The 15,726-nt window shown below is 40.1% G+C and carries 14 protein-coding genes; 10 read left to right on the top strand and 4 right to left on the bottom strand.

Features of this window, described 5'->3' with window-relative positions; all coding sequences use genetic code 11:
• Positions 1–3: 3 nt before the first annotated feature.
• The 4 genes from rodA to rsfS are packed head-to-tail and all read right to left on the bottom strand — an operon-like array spanning position 4 to position 3,795.
• Positions 4–1,107, bottom strand: coding sequence for a rod shape-determining protein RodA (rodA, locus tag MT390_RS12620; RefSeq protein ID WP_499441466.1), 1,104 nt, complete (start codon positions 1,105–1,107; stop codon positions 4–6).
• Between the two features lie 2 nt (positions 1,108–1,109).
• The gene (gene mrdA / locus MT390_RS12615; RefSeq protein ID WP_499441465.1) at positions 1,110–2,996 is read right to left on the bottom strand and encodes a penicillin-binding protein 2; all 1,887 of its coding nucleotides are present in this window, start codon (positions 2,994–2,996) and stop codon (positions 1,110–1,112) included.
• Positions 2,997–2,998: 2 nt separating this feature from the next.
• Complete coding sequence (rlmH, locus tag MT390_RS12610; RefSeq protein ID WP_028869769.1) at positions 2,999–3,469, bottom strand: 23S rRNA (pseudouridine(1915)-N(3))-methyltransferase RlmH; 471 nt, start codon at positions 3,467–3,469, stop codon at positions 2,999–3,001.
• Positions 3,469–3,795, bottom strand: coding sequence for a ribosome silencing factor (gene rsfS, locus MT390_RS12605; protein ID WP_137297296.1), 327 nt, complete (start codon positions 3,793–3,795; stop codon positions 3,469–3,471). The genes rlmH and rsfS overlap by 1 nt, the downstream gene beginning before the upstream one ends.
• A 299-nt stretch (positions 3,796–4,094) precedes the next feature.
• Here rsfS and mraZ point away from each other — a divergent pair, with 299 nt between their 5' ends.
• The 10 genes from mraZ to murG are packed head-to-tail and all read left to right on the top strand — an operon-like array spanning position 4,095 to position 15,720.
• A complete protein-coding gene (mraZ, locus tag MT390_RS12600) occupies positions 4,095–4,556 on the top strand; it encodes a division/cell wall cluster transcriptional repressor MraZ (RefSeq protein ID WP_028869771.1) in 462 nt (153 codons plus the stop codon).
• Positions 4,557–5,504 carry a 16S rRNA (cytosine(1402)-N(4))-methyltransferase RsmH gene (gene rsmH, locus MT390_RS12595; protein ID WP_166369736.1) on the top strand — a complete coding sequence of 316 codons (948 nt, stop codon included), beginning with the start codon at positions 4,557–4,559 and terminating at the stop codon, positions 5,502–5,504.
• Positions 5,505–5,819 carry a cell division protein FtsL gene (gene ftsL / locus MT390_RS12590; protein WP_028869773.1) on the top strand — a complete coding sequence of 105 codons (315 nt, stop codon included), beginning with the start codon at positions 5,505–5,507 and terminating at the stop codon, positions 5,817–5,819.
• Positions 5,816–7,645: a peptidoglycan D,D-transpeptidase FtsI family protein gene (locus MT390_RS12585; RefSeq protein ID WP_166369738.1), complete on the top strand. Its 1,830-nt coding sequence runs from the start codon at positions 5,816–5,818 to the stop codon at positions 7,643–7,645. The genes ftsL and MT390_RS12585 overlap by 4 nt, the downstream gene beginning before the upstream one ends.
• Complete coding sequence (gene murE, locus MT390_RS12580) at positions 7,645–9,216, top strand: UDP-N-acetylmuramoyl-L-alanyl-D-glutamate--2,6-diaminopimelate ligase (RefSeq protein ID WP_499441464.1); 1,572 nt, start codon at positions 7,645–7,647, stop codon at positions 9,214–9,216. The genes MT390_RS12585 and murE overlap by 1 nt, the downstream gene beginning before the upstream one ends.
• On the top strand, positions 9,213–10,805 hold the full coding sequence (locus tag MT390_RS12575) for a UDP-N-acetylmuramoyl-tripeptide--D-alanyl-D-alanine ligase (RefSeq protein WP_499441463.1): 1,593 nt from the start codon (positions 9,213–9,215) through the stop codon (positions 10,803–10,805). The genes murE and MT390_RS12575 overlap by 4 nt, the downstream gene beginning before the upstream one ends.
• Positions 10,806–10,853: 48 nt before the next feature.
• Positions 10,854–11,936 carry a phospho-N-acetylmuramoyl-pentapeptide-transferase gene (gene mraY / locus MT390_RS12570; protein WP_299664008.1) on the top strand — a complete coding sequence of 361 codons (1,083 nt, stop codon included), beginning with the start codon at positions 10,854–10,856 and terminating at the stop codon, positions 11,934–11,936.
• A gap of 1 nt (position 11,937) precedes the next feature.
• Entirely contained in the window at positions 11,938–13,263 is a 1,326-nt protein-coding gene (gene murD, locus MT390_RS12565) for a UDP-N-acetylmuramoyl-L-alanine--D-glutamate ligase (protein ID WP_499441462.1), read from the top strand.
• Between the two features lie 2 nt (positions 13,264–13,265).
• On the top strand, positions 13,266–14,645 hold the full coding sequence (gene ftsW / locus MT390_RS12560) for a putative lipid II flippase FtsW (RefSeq protein ID WP_499441461.1): 1,380 nt from the start codon (positions 13,266–13,268) through the stop codon (positions 14,643–14,645).
• Position 14,646: 1 nt separating this feature from the next.
• Positions 14,647–15,720: an undecaprenyldiphospho-muramoylpentapeptide beta-N-acetylglucosaminyltransferase gene (gene murG, locus MT390_RS12555; RefSeq protein WP_499441460.1), complete on the top strand. Its 1,074-nt coding sequence runs from the start codon at positions 14,647–14,649 to the stop codon at positions 15,718–15,720.
• Positions 15,721–15,726: the final 6 nt, after the last annotated feature.

The following is a 15,726-nucleotide window of genomic DNA, read 5'->3' as shown; positions in this document are numbered from 1 at the left end:
GGGTCACCGTTTTATATTAAAGCGTTTATGAGTGTGAATAGACATTAGAATGCCAAATCCTGCCAGTAGGGTAACAATCGACGTCCCGCCAAAGCTGATCACTGGAAGTGGAACACCTACCACAGGTAATAATCCGCTCACCATACCAATATTCACAAAGATATAAACAAAAAAGGTCAGGATGATACTGCCTGCGATCAGTTTGGTAAAGGCATCTTGCGCTTGATTAGCAATCCACAGGCCACGACCAATAATCAAAATGTAAATACTCAGTAATAACAACACCCCCATAAAGCCAAACTCTTCTGAAAATACTGAGAAGATAAAGTCTGTATGTCGTTCCGGTAAAAACTCTAGTTGCGATTGTGTGCCTTCTAGCCAACCTTTTCCCCATTGTCCGCCTGAACCGATGGCAATTTTAGATTGGATAATATGGTAACCGGCACCTAAGGGATCCGCTTCTGGATTAAGTAGGGTTAATACTCGCCCGCGCTGATAATCAAGCATTAAAAAATACCATAGAATAGGAATAAACCCGATCACCCCCGCCAAAGCAATACCGATATATAACCAAGAAATACCCGATAAAAACAGTACAAATAAACCCGATGAGGCAACTAAGATTGAAGTACCTAAATCCGGTTGCTTAGCGATTATTAATGTCGGAATAATAACGATAACAAGGGCAACAAGGGCTTGTGTAAAACGTGTTGGCAGGGTGTGTTGGCTGACATAATAGGCGACCATTAAAGGCATGATCAGTTTCATAATTTCCGAAGGTTGAAACTTAGTAAAGCCTAAATCTAGCCAACGTTGTGCGCCTTTTCCGGTATGACCTATTACCAATACGGCAATCAATAACATCACACAAATAATAAATATACCGGGTGTCCAGCGTCGATACCATTCCGGTGGTATTTGTGCAATCACAATCATCACGGTTAAAGCAATGGCGAGACGGACCAATTGACGATAGACCATTTCATAGCCGGCCACTGAATATAATACCGTTAAGCTAATACTCATTAGTGCAAATAAACCCAGCAATAGGTACGGGTCGATATGCAAACGATAAAAAATACTTTTTTGAGCTTGGGTGCTAACCATAATTATGAATCCGGTGCAGATTTAGGTGCGATTGGATGTATGTTTTTAAAATATTCATCAAATAATTCACGCGCGATAGGTGCTGCATTACTACTGCCTCCACCTGCATTTTCTAATACAACTGAGACCACAACTTCAGGTGATTCAAAGGGAGCAAAGGCAACAAACATCGCATTATCACGGTGACGTTCATTAATTTTATCGGCATCATAAACTTCATCTTCTTTGATATTGATGACCTGAGCTGTACCCGATTTACCTGCAACTGTATAAGGTGCATCACCAAAAGCACGATAAGCGGTACCAGAACGTTTACTGGTTACGCCTTGCATGGCTTTTAACGCAATATCCCAATAACGGCTACTGTGTAATTTGATGATCGGTGCGGTTTCGTACACTGGCGTTGAGGTTTCTCCCGCAGCAGTGATCGAGCGTAATACATGCGGTTTAATATTTTCTCCACGTCTTGCCAGAATAGCCGTTGCTTTTGTTAACTGAATAGGTGTAACAGTCCAGTAACCTTGTCCAATACCAATCGAGATGGTGTCCCCATCGTACCAAGGTTGGTTAAAGCGGCCTCGTTTCCAATCACGTGACGGCATAATTGCCTTTGTTTCTTCTGCAATATCTAAGCCGCTGTACTCACCAAAGCCAAATAAACGCATAAAGGGCTCGATGCGGTCAATCCCTAACTTATAGGAAGTATCATAAAAGAAGGTATCACAACTTTGTTCAATAGCGTGGAACACATCCACTAAACCATGGCCCCAGCGTTTCCAGTCACGAAAACGGCGTTTGGAGTTAGGTACAATCCACCAACCAGGATCTTTTATTTTAGTTTCTTCTGTGATCACTTTTTCATCTAACGCTAATAACGCCATTTGTGGTTTGATGGTCGAAGCTGGAGGGTAGCGGCCTTGAGTCGCACGGTTTATTAATGGGCGATCTCGAGAGGACAGTAAAGATTGATATTTTTTCTGGCTGATCCCTGTTACAAATAAGTTTGGATCGTAACTTGGTGCCGATACTAAACTTAATATTGCACCGGTTTTTGCTTCCATTAATACAATGCTACCGCGGTTATCACCCAATAGCTCTTGTGCTTTTAATTGTAAATTAATATCAATATTAAGGGTGATATCTTTACCCGGTGTTGGTGCTGTAAATTGCAAGGTGCGGATCACTTTACCCCAACTATCCACTTCTACTTGGCGTTGTCCTGGCTGACCGTGCAAAATATCTTCGTAATAACGTTCGATACCTAATTTACCGATGTAGCGAGTACCTTGGTAACGTGCGCGTTCACCGCGTTGTTCAATTTTTTCTAAATCTCGACTATTAATTTTTGCTATGTAACCTAAAACGTGTGTGAATGCATTACCAAAAGGATAATAACGTTTTAAGCTCGCTTGAATTGAAAAACCTTTAAAGAGGTGTTGGTTGACGGTAAATAGTGCGACTTCTTCAGGCGTTAACTGATCGCGAATAGTGATCGCTTTAAAAGATCGTGAATAACGATTTTTGCTTTTAAATTTAACTAATTCTCTATCTGTTAAAGATAAAAGTTTGGTTAGCCGTTCAATATCTTTTGTTAAGTTATTGGTTTTATTGGCAATAACTTGCAAACTATAAACAGGTCTATTTTCAGCGAGAATAACACCGTTGCGATCGTAGATTAAACCACGATTGGGCGGCACTGTTTGTACACTGATCCTGTTGGCATTAGATCGTGTTTTGTAAGTATCGAAGGAGTTAATTTGTAGGTAATACAAATTGGAGATCAAAATACCCACTGCAAGCAGTATTGCTAAGAAAACAACTAGAGTTCTACGTAAAAAGAGGGCTGATTCAGCACTGTGGTTACGTATGCTATTACGCTTTCTCTTCAACTTTATTCCCTGTGATAAGGGTGGTTAATGGTTAGCGTGAAAGCTCGGTATAAGCTTTCAGCAACTAAGATTCTTACTAATGGATGCGGTAGGGTTAATGCAGAAAGAGACCAGCGTTGCTCTGACTGTTGAATGCATTCCGGTGCTAAACCTTCAGGCCCGCCAATTAATAGGCTAATATTTCGCCCATCGTGCTGCCACTTAGTCATTTCATTCGCTAATTGTTCTGTTGTCCACGATTTCCCTGTCACTTCTAACGTGACAATTTTATTACCTTTTGGAATCGCTTCTAAGGTTAATTCACCTTCTTTTTTCAAAATACGCTTAATGTCCGCGTTTTTTCCACGTTTACCTGCGTTAATTTCTAATAACTCAAGTTGCATCTCTTTTGGGAAACGCCGTGCATATTCAAGGTAACCTTTTTCAACCCAGTCAGGCATTTTAGTACCCACTGCAATTAGCTGAATTTTCATTACGCTGTTTCAGTCCATAGTTTTTCTAGTTGATAAAATTGACGAGTTTCATCTTGCATTACATGTGCAACCACAGTACCCATATCAATTAATACCCACTCACTACCTTCAAGGCCTTCAACGCCTAGTGGCACTTCACCCGCGTTTTTTGCTGCTAATGCAGTTTGTTCTGCAATTGAGCGTACGTGGCGTTTTGAAGTACCAGTACATATGATCAAAGTGTCAGTGACATCTGAGATACCTGCAACATCAATAGTTACGATTTCTTTTGCTTTCATGTCTTCAAGTTGATTGATGATAAAAGCTTTTAATTGTTCGTCTTGCAAAGGAATTTCCTTCCGAGTTTATTGGTTAAATTGTATTAAGCGGCGGAGTATATCACGCAACTTATTAATTGGTCGCCTTTTGAGGATAATTTCACTTTTTTATTAACCGATATAACAAATAAATAAAATACCTAGCCGAGGAAAGTGTGATTGTGATCCTCATTTTAAAAGATCCATTGCTTGCAATAATATCGCAGAATATTAGACTGGGTGTCCAAAAGTGGGAAAAAGTGTCGTTTTGTGGATCTTTTTCTTATAAAATGGATCTTTCACCCATCAATCAATGGAACTGAACCGTCATGTTGCGTGGTGCAAATGCGATCAATCTCGACACAAAAGGACGTATAGCGATCCCTACTCGGTATCGTGATTGGCTATCTGACACTTGTCAGGGGCAGTTTGTGTGCACGATTGATTTTCAAACGCAGAACTGTTTGTTGCTTTATCCATTACATGAGTGGCTATTGATTGAAAATAAATTACGTGGTTTATCAAGTACCAACCCACAGGAAAGACGTATACAGCGATTAATTTTAGGCCATGCCAGTGAATGTGAGTTAGACAAAAATGGCCGTACTTTAATTGCGCCCACCTTACGCCAGCATGCAAAGCTAGATAAAAAAATAATGTTAGTCGGACAATTAAATAAATTCGAAATTTGGGATGAGCAAGTGTGGCATCAACAAGTTCAGCAAGATCTACAAAGTGACATGTCATTAGGCATGGAATTAAGTGATTCTCTCAAGGAGTTCTCGTTCTAGATGAGTGAGCATATAACTGTATTATTAAATGAAGCCGTTGATGGACTAGCGATTAAACCCGATGGGATTTATGTCGATGGGACATTTGGACGTGGTGGACATTCACGACATATCTTATCGAAACTAGGGCCAAATGGCCGTTTAATTGCGATCGATAGAGATCCGCGTGCAATTGCTACCGCAGAAGCTTTACAAAAAGAAGATAGTCGTTTTCAAATTGTTCATGGACCTTTTTCAGGTTTGGCTGAATATATTAAAGACCTTGGCTTGGCCGGTAAGATAGACGGTGTGTTATTGGATCTTGGTGTTTCTTCGCCACAACTTGATGACGCAGAGCGCGGATTTAGTTTTATGCGCGATGGACCATTAGATATGCGCATGGACCCGACATCGGGCATTAGTGCCGCAGATTGGTTAGCAAAAGCAGATGTTGATGATATTGGCTGGGCTTTAAAGACCTTCGGTGAAGAGAAGTTTGCCTACCGCATTGCACGCGCGATTGTCGCAGATCGAGTAGAAACTCCGTTTACTCGGACGTTGCAATTAGCACAGTTAATTGAGCGTTTATGTCCTAAGCGTGAAAAGAAAAAACACCCTGCAACGCGGAGTTTCCAAGGCATTCGTATTTATATCAATAGTGAGTTAGAAGAGATCCATAAGGTATTAGACGGTGCTTTAGATATTTTGGCGATTGGTGGTCAACTTTCGGTGATCAGTTTCCATTCTCTGGAAGATCGTATTGTAAAACGCTTTATTCGTAAGCAGGAAAAAGGGCCTGAGTATCCGCCTGGTTTGCCTTTAACTGACGCACAAATGCAAGTGGGTAAAAACGTAAAAGCGGTGGGTAAAGCGATTAAACCAAGTGCTGAAGAAATTGCTGTCAACACACGCGCTCGTAGCTCGGTATTGCGTGTTGCTGTCAAATTGAGACAGCCAGAGGTTAACTAGATGGTGGCTTCTCGTGAAAATTTATTATTACTGATATTAGCGGACTTACGTCAAAACGCGATCCTAGTGATCCTAGGAATCGTGATATTAATCAGTGCTTTGTATAATATTTACATCACTCATGAAACACGAGAATTAGTGACAAAAAAAGAATTCTTATCTCAACAAAAAGATAACTTAATGATCGAGTGGAAAAACTTGCTGATCGAAGAACATACACTCGATGAACATAGTCGCATTCGTTCAGTTGCAACCAAACAGTTATCAATGTCGCAACCAACCAAACAAAATAGTGTATTAGTGGAAATTCGATGAATAAAAGACGGACGACATCAAGGGCAAAGGGAAGCTCACAAACAAGAAAGAAAAAAATCTACCTGAGTTATTCCTCGGGTAGATATGTTTTTGTTGCTGTGACTATTTCATTAATTGCAATAGCCTTAATTTCCCGCCTTGCCTTTATACAGATCTTAGAACCTGAGTACTTAACCAATGAAGCTGACAAACGTAGTTTGCGTGTCACTAAATCCGTGGTGCATCGAGGTAATATTGAAGATCGTAATGGTGAAGAGTTAGCGATCAGTGTACCAGCCTTTGCCATTTGGGTAGATCCTAAAGAGGTCAAAAAACATTTTGCTTTCACCCTTGAAGAGTGGGCTGATAGTGTTGTTGTCAATCCCAAAACAGGGTTAGAGCGACATACCAAAAAATACTTTTATGAATCAAAAAAATGGTCTGCGTTAGCCGAGGTATTAGGCATTGAACGTGAAGCCATTGCTAAAATAATTCAACGACCTAAGGCACGTTTTGCTTATTTAAAACGTCAAGTTAACGATCCTATGGTGCAATATGTTAAGCAGTTAAAACTGTCGGGGATTGCTAGCCAATTAGAGTCTCATCGTTTTTATCCTACCGGTGAAATTAATGCCAATATCTTAGGGTTAACTGATTTAGATGCACAAGGTATTGAAGGTATTGAAAAAAGTTATAATGATTACTTACAAGGACAAACCGGTAAAAAACGTGTTCGTAAAGACCGTTTAGGTAATGTTATTGATAATATTGAAGTACTTAAAGAGAAAAAGTTAGCAGGCAATTTACAGCTTACTATTGATCAGCGTATTCAAGCTGTTGCTTATACTGAATTGAAACGTTCAATTAAAATGAATAACGCAACTTCAGGTTCTATTGTGGTGTTAGATGTTCACACCGGTGAAATCTATGCGATGGCCAATTACCCCTCATTTAATCCAAACGATCGTACTCAATACCAAGCTTACAAATTACGTAACCGAGCGATTACTGATACCTTTGAACCAGGCTCAACGGTTAAACCTTTAGTGGTTGCTAGTGCATTGATACACCATAAAACCGATGTTGATGAAGTGATTGATACTTCCCCTGGTTGGATGACCATTGGTGGTCGTCGCGTTCGCGATGGTCGCAACTATGGAAAAATGGATTTGGCTAAAATTTTGAAAAAGTCCAGTAATATTGGGGTAAGTAAATTAGCCTTGCGTTTAAAACCAGAGCAATTGCAGCAAACTTTTGCTGATTTTGGTTTTGGTAATGATACTGGTATTGCTTTGATTGGTGAAAGTGTTGGGCGTTTACCTATTCGCCATCGTTGGTCTGATTTTGAATTAGCCACTATGTCCTTTGGATATGGTATTACCTCGACAACGCTACAGCTTGCTAAAGCTTATGCCATCTTAGGTAGTGGTGGTATGCAATATCCTTTGTCTATTATCAAAGGTCCAGAATATCCAGGCGAACAAGTTATTCCTAAAAATATTGCGCTTGAAGTCGTTGCAATGATGGAAGGGGTTAGTGAACCTGGCGGTACCGCAAAAAAAGCCAAAGTTGAAGGTTACCGTATAGCCGGTAAAACTGGGACTTCTCGAAAAGCTGAAGCAGGTGGTTATGGCGATGATTATGTTGCTGTCTTTGCAGGAGTAGCACCGGCTAGTCGTCCACGTTTTGCTATTGCAGTTATGATTAATGAACCACAGGGGGATCGTTACTATGCTGGCGATGTGGCTGCACCTGTATTTTCTGCGGTGATGAAAAGTACTTTATTATTAACACATGTATTACCCGATGGTGGAGATCAAAGTTACACCTATTTGGAGGCTAAATAATGGTTAAAGAAACGCAACCGGTGCCAGCACAGAATGTAAAAAGTGTGCTTAATCAACACCAAGATAATATCGACATTACTTGGTTGCTAGCGCCTTGGTTAACTGTTTCATTAACTCAGTCTTTATCTGGCATGACCTTAGATAGTCGTGAAGTTCAGCAAGGTGACTTATTTGTTGCTTTGCAGGGGGCAATTAATGATGGCCGCAGGTTTATCAATAATGCCATTAATGCTGGTGCTGCAGTGGTGCTTGCTGAAACTACCGATAAAACAGCCAATGGACACATCCGCTTTGAAGCAACGACGCCTGTCATAGAGATTTATCAACTAGGCAAACACCTTAGTGAATTAGCTATGCGCTTTTACTTTCCTCAACAAAATCTACATGCGGTTACCGCTATTACCGGTACAAACGGTAAAACCACCATTGCTAGTTTGCTAGCAAATAGCTATATGTTGTTGAATCAGAAAAGTGCGCAAATGGGCACTATCGGCAATGGTTTATATGGAAAGTTAACAAGCAGTTTAAATACTACTTTAGATGCCATTTCAGTTTGCCGCGAATTGCAACATTATCAATCCCAAGGTGCCAAACATACAATCATGGAAGTGTCTTCACATGGTTTGGTACAAAGACGTGTCGCTGCTATCCCTTTTGAAACCGCTATTTTTACTAACTTAACGCGCGATCACCTTGATTATCACGGTACGTTAGAAGCTTATGCTCTCGCTAAGAAGACATTATTTACTGAGTTCCCTCTGCAACATCGTATTATTAATGCCGACGATGCAGTAGGACAAGCTTGGTTAAAAGAATTTCCAAAGGCCATTGCTTATGGCGTGAATGCGCAGCAATATTTTTCAAATCAACCTTTCTTCAGCATTAAAAAAGTACAGTACCTCGCGCAGGGAATTAGTTTTGAATTTGCCTCTAGTTGGGGTGATGGTGTTATCAATGCACCGTTTTATGGTGACTTTAATGTTTCAAACATTGCCGCAGTCTGTTGTGCGTTACTGGCGGATGGTTTTTCGATTAAACAAATTGCAGACGTGATAGCTAAGTTAACGGTTGTGCCTGGAAGAATGGAGCAATACTTTTTTGCGCAACAACAGGTCACGTTTGTGGTTGATTATGCTCATACACCTGATGCTTTGCTGAATGCTTTAAAAGCGTTGCAAAATCATAAACAAAAGGGGCGTATTATCGCTGTCTTTGGCTGTGGTGGTGATCGTGATAAAGGCAAACGACCTGAAATGGCTAAAATGGCGGAGCAAGGTGCAGACCAAGTGGTAATTGTTGACGACAACCCACGTAGTGAAGATGCCCTGCAAATTGTTCAAGATATTAAAAAAGGCTTAACTCAACCTGAGTTGGCCTTAGTGATACATGATCGTAAACAAGCCATTCTACATTTACTACAATCAGCACAAGCTAACGATATTATTTTAATGGCTGGAAAAGGGCATGAAGATTATCAAATCTTTGGCGATAAAAAAGTACATTATAGCGATCGAGAGTGTTTGAGCGACTTGATTGAGAACAAAGATAAACAGCAGGAACAAAGCGTATGATACCGATCACCGTAGAACAGTTATGTGAAGCGACTGATGGTCAGCTTAATTTAGATAGCCTTAATTTAAATAGTCTTAATGTAGATAATCAGAAATCAGATAATCTGACTTTAGCGCAAATTAATTCTGTTGTGATTAATAATGTAAGTACTGATACTCGAACCATCAGTGAAAATGACCTGTTTATTGCATTAAAAGGCCCAACTTTTGATGCGCATAACATGCTACAAAGCGCCCTTGATAAAGGTGCCGCAGTCCTATTAGTTGAAAAGAGCTGGGTTGAAAAAAACAGGGTTGAAAAAAACTCGGTTAAAAATAGTTGCGGTGAAAACAACAACTTCACTTTTGCTGATGATTGCATTGTGGTGATGGTTGCAGATACAAGAATTGCATTAGGTTTATTAGGACGTTATATCAAGCAGCAAATAAAAGGCATTAAGTGTGCTGCGATAACGGGTAGTAACGGCAAAACCACCTGTAAAGAATTATTGAGTGCCATATTATCGGCACATAATGGGAACTCGGACAAAGTATTAGCGACTGCCGGTAATTTTAATAATGATATAGGTTTGCCATTAACGCTATTGAGATTACAAGCACAACATCAATTTGCTGTACTTGAATTAGGGGCTAATCATATTGGTGAAATCGCCTATACCTCAGCACTCGTTGAACCCGATGTGGCACTAGTAAACAATGTAATGCCTGCGCATTTAGAAGGATTTGGCTCGTTGCAAGGTGTGGCGACTGCAAAGGCTGAAATTTGGTCGAGCTTAAATAAATCTGGTATTGCAGTAGTGAATTTAGATGCCGATTTTGCTGCAGATTTTGTGCGAAACTTAACTAATCAAGAGCAACGCTTTATTACTTTTTCAGCTGAACTTAAAAGTACAGATGGAGCAAAAAACATAGCGGAACCGGATCTATTTGCATCTGACATTACACATAATCAACTCGGGCAAGCGAGCTTTACATTAAATCTTGCAAATACATTAATAAATAACCTCAATTGTTTGCCAAACATACGCATAAAATTGAACCTTCCTGGGTTACATAATGTCAGTAATGCACTAGCAGCAAGTACCATGGCGATTGCCTTAGGATGCACCTTACAGGATATTAAACAGGGCTTGGAAACTGTCCAACAGGTAGCTGGTCGAGTGAATTGCTCTGTAGTTTCAGATCGCTTAACAGTGATTGATGATACTTATAATGCAAACTCTGCGTCGGTTAAAGCGGGTATTGATTTATTAACGCAATATGACGCGCAACAAGTGTTGGTTTGCGGTGATATGGGAGAGCTAGGCGAATTTGCGGAACAGGAACATAAAAGTATTGGTGAATATGCTCAACAACAGGGCATTCAGCAATTATTTACCGTAGGAAATTTGAGTCAACTCGCAACCCATGCGTATAATGCGGCTGCGAAAAAAACAGTGGCAGAACATTTCTCAGATAAACAACAACTTAAACAAGCTATCTGTGCTTATTTAAGTGATAAAGAATCTAAAATAGTGATGCTTATAAAAGGGTCGCGTAGTGCAAAAATGGAAGAGATCGTTGCTTTTATTAAACAAACCACTGCGTAAGACGTCTACATTAGCTGTACAACAGCTTTATATAAATAGGATTTAACAATGGTAGTCTGGTTAGCGGAATTACTTTCAAGTCATTACACTTTTTTTAATGTGTTGACATACTTATCCGTGAGAATGGTTTTAGCTGTTTTGACTGCACTTGCATTTTCATTGTGGGCTGGCCCTAAATTGATCCGTTTTTTACAGAGTCAGCAGATCGGTCAAATTGTACGTGATGATGGGCCCGAATCTCATTTCAGTAAGGCTGGAACACCAACCATGGGTGGTGTACTCATTTTAGCCGCGATCGTATTAAGTACCTTGTTGTGGGCAAGATTAGATAATCTATATGTTTGGATTGTGCTGTTCACTACCATTGCTTTTGGCGCGATTGGCTTTATGGACGATTACTTAAAAGTGGTACGTAAACATCCCGATGGATTAATTGCACGCTGGAAGTATTTCTGGCAATCAGTTGCTGCGCTAGCCTTAGGTATCGTTTTATATATGACAGCACAAGGTGATGCACAGTTAACTTTAGTGGTCCCTTTTTTCAAAGAATATATGCCGTACCTAGGTTTACTGTTTATCCCATTGGTTTATTTCACCGTAGTGGGTAGTAGTAATGCGGTCAATTTAACCGATGGCTTAGATGGTCTAGCGATTATGCCAACGGTAATGGTAGCGTCTGCTTTTGCATTGATAGCGTATTTAACTAGCCATGTTAACTACTCTCATTACCTATTTATTCCGTATATTCCACAAGCAAGTGAATTAGTGATTATTTGCGGTACCATTGCCGGTGCTGGTTTAGGGTTTTTATGGTTTAACACTTACCCTGCGCAAGTCTTTATGGGCGATGTGGGTTCATTGGCCTTAGGAGCTATCCTTGGTGTGATTGCGGTATTGGTTCGTCAAGAATTTTTATTAGTGATCATGGGCGGTATTTTTGTACTGGAAACCGTCTCGGTGATTTTGCAGGTGGGCTCTTATAAAATGCGTAAGCAACGTATTTTTAGAATGGCACCTATTCACCACCATTACGAGAAAAAAGGCTGGCCAGAGCCACGTGTAATTGTTCGTTTCTGGATCATTACTATCGTATTAGTGTTGATTGGCTTAGTTACGCTGAAGGTTCGCTAATATGGTTGCTAAGCGTATTGCTATTATTGGTTTGGGAGCAACTGGCCTCTCTTGTGTCAATTTTTTCCGTAAAAAAGACATTGTAGTTACTGTCTTCGACACTCGTGCAGTTCCGCCTGGCAAAGACCAACTTGACGCAACAACAAAGCTGATCAGCGGGCCTTTATCTACGCAACTTTTATGTCAATTTGATTGTTTAGTGGTTAGTCCTGGCATTGCAATTGCGACGCCAGCAATTGATGCCGCTATCAAGTCGGGTGTGGAGGTGATCGGTGATATTGAGTTATTTGCGCGTGAATTAAAAACAGCACCTTATCAACATGCAAAATTGGTTACCATTACTGGCTCAAATGGCAAAAGTACGGTGACTAGCTTACTTGGTGAAATGGCTGTTGATGCTAACGTTAATGTTGGGGTGGGTGGTAATATTGGTGTACCAGCCTTAGATTTATTAAGCGCCGATGTTGCACTTTATATTTTAGAATTATCTAGCTTCCAATTAGAGACGACCGAGTCTCTGAATGCTGATATCTCTACTATTTTAAACATCAGCGAAGATCATTTAGACCGTTACCCAAGCTACCAAGCTTATATCGATGCAAAACATAAGATTTATCAACAAAGTCAATCGGTTTTGATTAACCGTGACGACCCATTAACCTTTACTGAAAAACAACCTCAATTAAGCTTTGGTTTTGACCAACAGCATTATGGTTTAATGGTTCAAAAAAATGAACATTATTTAAGCCTTGAGCAACAACCTTTATTAGCTTGTTCTGCTTTGAAATTGAGTGGTAAGCATAATTGGATGAATGCATTAGCTGCGCTCGCTTTAGGGCAACAAGTTGATTTACCTATGACGAGTATGTTAGCTACATTACAAACCTATACTGGACTCAAACACCGTTGTGAGTTTGTTAAAGAAGTGCAAGGTGTTCGTTGGATCAATGATTCTAAAGCCACTAATATTGGTGCAACCCAAGCAGCGCTATTAGGCTTGTCTGATACCATTCAAGGTAAAGTGCATGTTATTTTAGGTGGTGACGGTAAAGGCGCTGATTTCTCTGAATTAAAATCGGTATTACAGGAAATAAAAGGGCAGATTGTTTGTTTCGGACGTGATGCTGCATTAATTGCAGAACAGGATGCTCGAACCATTATTGTTGAAAATTTAGATCAAGCGATTTCACATATTAATCAACAGGCCGAAGCTGGTGATTTAGCTATTTTGACACCTGCCTGCGCCAGTTTAGATATGTATAAAAACTTCATGGCACGTGGTGATCATTTTATTGATTTAGTTAACGCTCTTACTGGAAAAATCTAGCTATGTTTAGGGCTATTAGTAATAAGTTAGCATCTGTCTTTAGAACACTAACCTTTCAGTCGTCGCTGCAGCCGCAAGCTTATGATCGTTCTTTATTGGTGTTAGTGCTTACACTTATGGGCGTTGGCTTAGTGATTGTCGCCTCTGCTTCTATGCCAGAAGGAATAGCACTTTCCGATGACCCATTTCGTTTCTTAAAACGTCACCTTATTTATATTATTTTATGCTTATTTATATTAGCTGCGGTGGTTTCGATCCCAATTACACGCTGGCATAAATACACGCCTTTGATCTTATTACTTTCCACTTTAGCTTTATTTTCAGTGTTATTAATTGGTACTGAAGTGAATGGTTCCTTACGTTGGTTGCGTTTTGGACCCTTGAATATTCAACCTTCTGAATTTGCAAAACTGTCTGTGGTGTTGTTTATTTCAAGCTACCTTTTACGTCGGCAAAAAGAGGTGATTGATACTATCAAAGGCTTTATAAAACCTTTGGCGATATTAGCGTTACTGGCGTTGTTACTATTATTACAACCAGATCTAGGTTCAACCGTGGTGATCGTAGTGATCATGATGGGTATGTTATTCATTGCTAATGCGCGCATGATCTCTTTCGTGGGGATCGCAGTGGCCTTGTTATCGGTGATCATCCTATTGATTGTTACCTCACCCTATCGTATGGCAAGGGTTTTTGGTTTCTTAGATCCCTGGGCTGATCCATTTGGCCGAAGTTACCAGTTAACACAGTCTTTAATGGCTTTTGGGCGAGGCGGCTGGTTTGGTGAAGGGCTAGGTAACTCAGTACAAAAACTTGAATATTTACCTGAAGCACATACTGACTTTATTATGGCTATTCTCGCGGAAGAGTTAGGTTTTATTGGTGTTAGTATTGTTATTATTCTTGAGTTTATTCTCGTTTATAAAGCTTTTTCGATTGGTAGAAGAGCGTTACAACAAAACTTTGTTTTTGCTGGTTACGTTGCTATCGGTATTGCAATTTGGTTCGCTTTCCAAACCGCAGTTAATATTGGTGCCGCTTCCGGTGTCGCACCTACTAAAGGTTTGACCTTACCTTTGATTAGTTACGGTGGTTCGAGTTTGATCACGATCGCTATTGCTGTGGGATTGGTATTGCGTATTGATTTTGAAACGCGTTTAAGCTCTGCTCAGGTGCGCATTACAAAGAAAGTCAAAAAGAAAAAATCGAAACCCAAAAATGTACCTAGCGATATACCTAGCTTTGCACCTAATACTGTATCCAGTATTGATTTCGATACGGAATCAGACAAGACGATTGACAACGCTGCCGACAACACATCCAGCAAGGTATCTAAAAGTGTGCCTGACAATGCATCAAGTAATGACCTAAAGGTTGAATAATATGAATAAAACTAAAACCTTATTGGTGATGGCTGGCGGTACTGGTGGGCATGTATTTCCGGGCTTAGCGGTCGCAGATAAATTAAAAAGTGAAGGCTGGCAAGTTAGCTGGTTAGGTACAGCTGCAAGAATGGAAGCAAGATTAGTACCTGAACACGGTTATGAAATCGACTTTATTGATGTGGCTGGAGTGAGAGGGAATGGCATCAAACGTTTGCTAGCAGCTCCTTTTCAAATTTTGAAATCAATTTTTCAAGCACGTAAAGTCTTAAAAAATAGACAAGTAGATTTAGTATTGGGTATGGGAGGCTTTGCCAGTGGACCAGGTGGCATTGCGGCTTGGACTTTAGGTATTCCAGTTGTTTTACATGAGCAAAATGCAATCGCTGGAATGACCAACCGCTTACTCTCTTATTTCTCAAAAAAGGTATTAATGGGCTTTAGTGGTGCATTTTTGAATGAAAAAGCTATTTTAGTCGGTAATCCAATACGCAAAGATCTTTTGGCTCTACCTGAAAAGCAATTTTCAGCATCCTCTTCTAGCTTAAGGGTACTCGTAATTGGTGGAAGTTTAGGGGCACAAGTTTTAAATGAAACAGTACCTCAAGCATTAATGAACTTTGACGCGACAAAAGTGTCTATTTTGCATCAAACTGGAAAAGGCTTTTCTGAGTCTGTTTTAGCACGTTATGAAGAAACTCAAGTAGAGTATAAAGTACAAGATTTTATTACTGATATGGCAGCCGCTTATGATTGGGCGGACGTTATTATTTGTAGGGCAGGGGCGCTTACAGTTGCTGAAGTTGCTGTGGTAGGGTTACCTGCTATTTTTGTTCCTTTACCGCATGCGGTAGATGATCATCAAACAAAAAATGCACAAAGTTTAGTCAATGCAGAGGCTGCAATATTACTTCCTCAAAAAGACTTAAATGCAAAAAAATTAAGTGAATGTTTGGCGACATTAAGTCAAAATAGGCAGTTGCTTGTTGATATGAGCACAAACTGTAAAAATATAGCAATTAGAAATGCAACGGAGCAAGTGGCTGCGGTTTGTAATTCCTTAGTGAAAATATAGTGAAAG

This window comes from Vibrio sp. 2-Bac 85 (assembly GCF_037546705.1).
Classification (GTDB): domain Bacteria; phylum Pseudomonadota; class Gammaproteobacteria; order Enterobacterales; family Psychromonadaceae; genus Psychromonas.
This window is presented reverse-complemented; position numbering and strand designations above follow the sequence as displayed.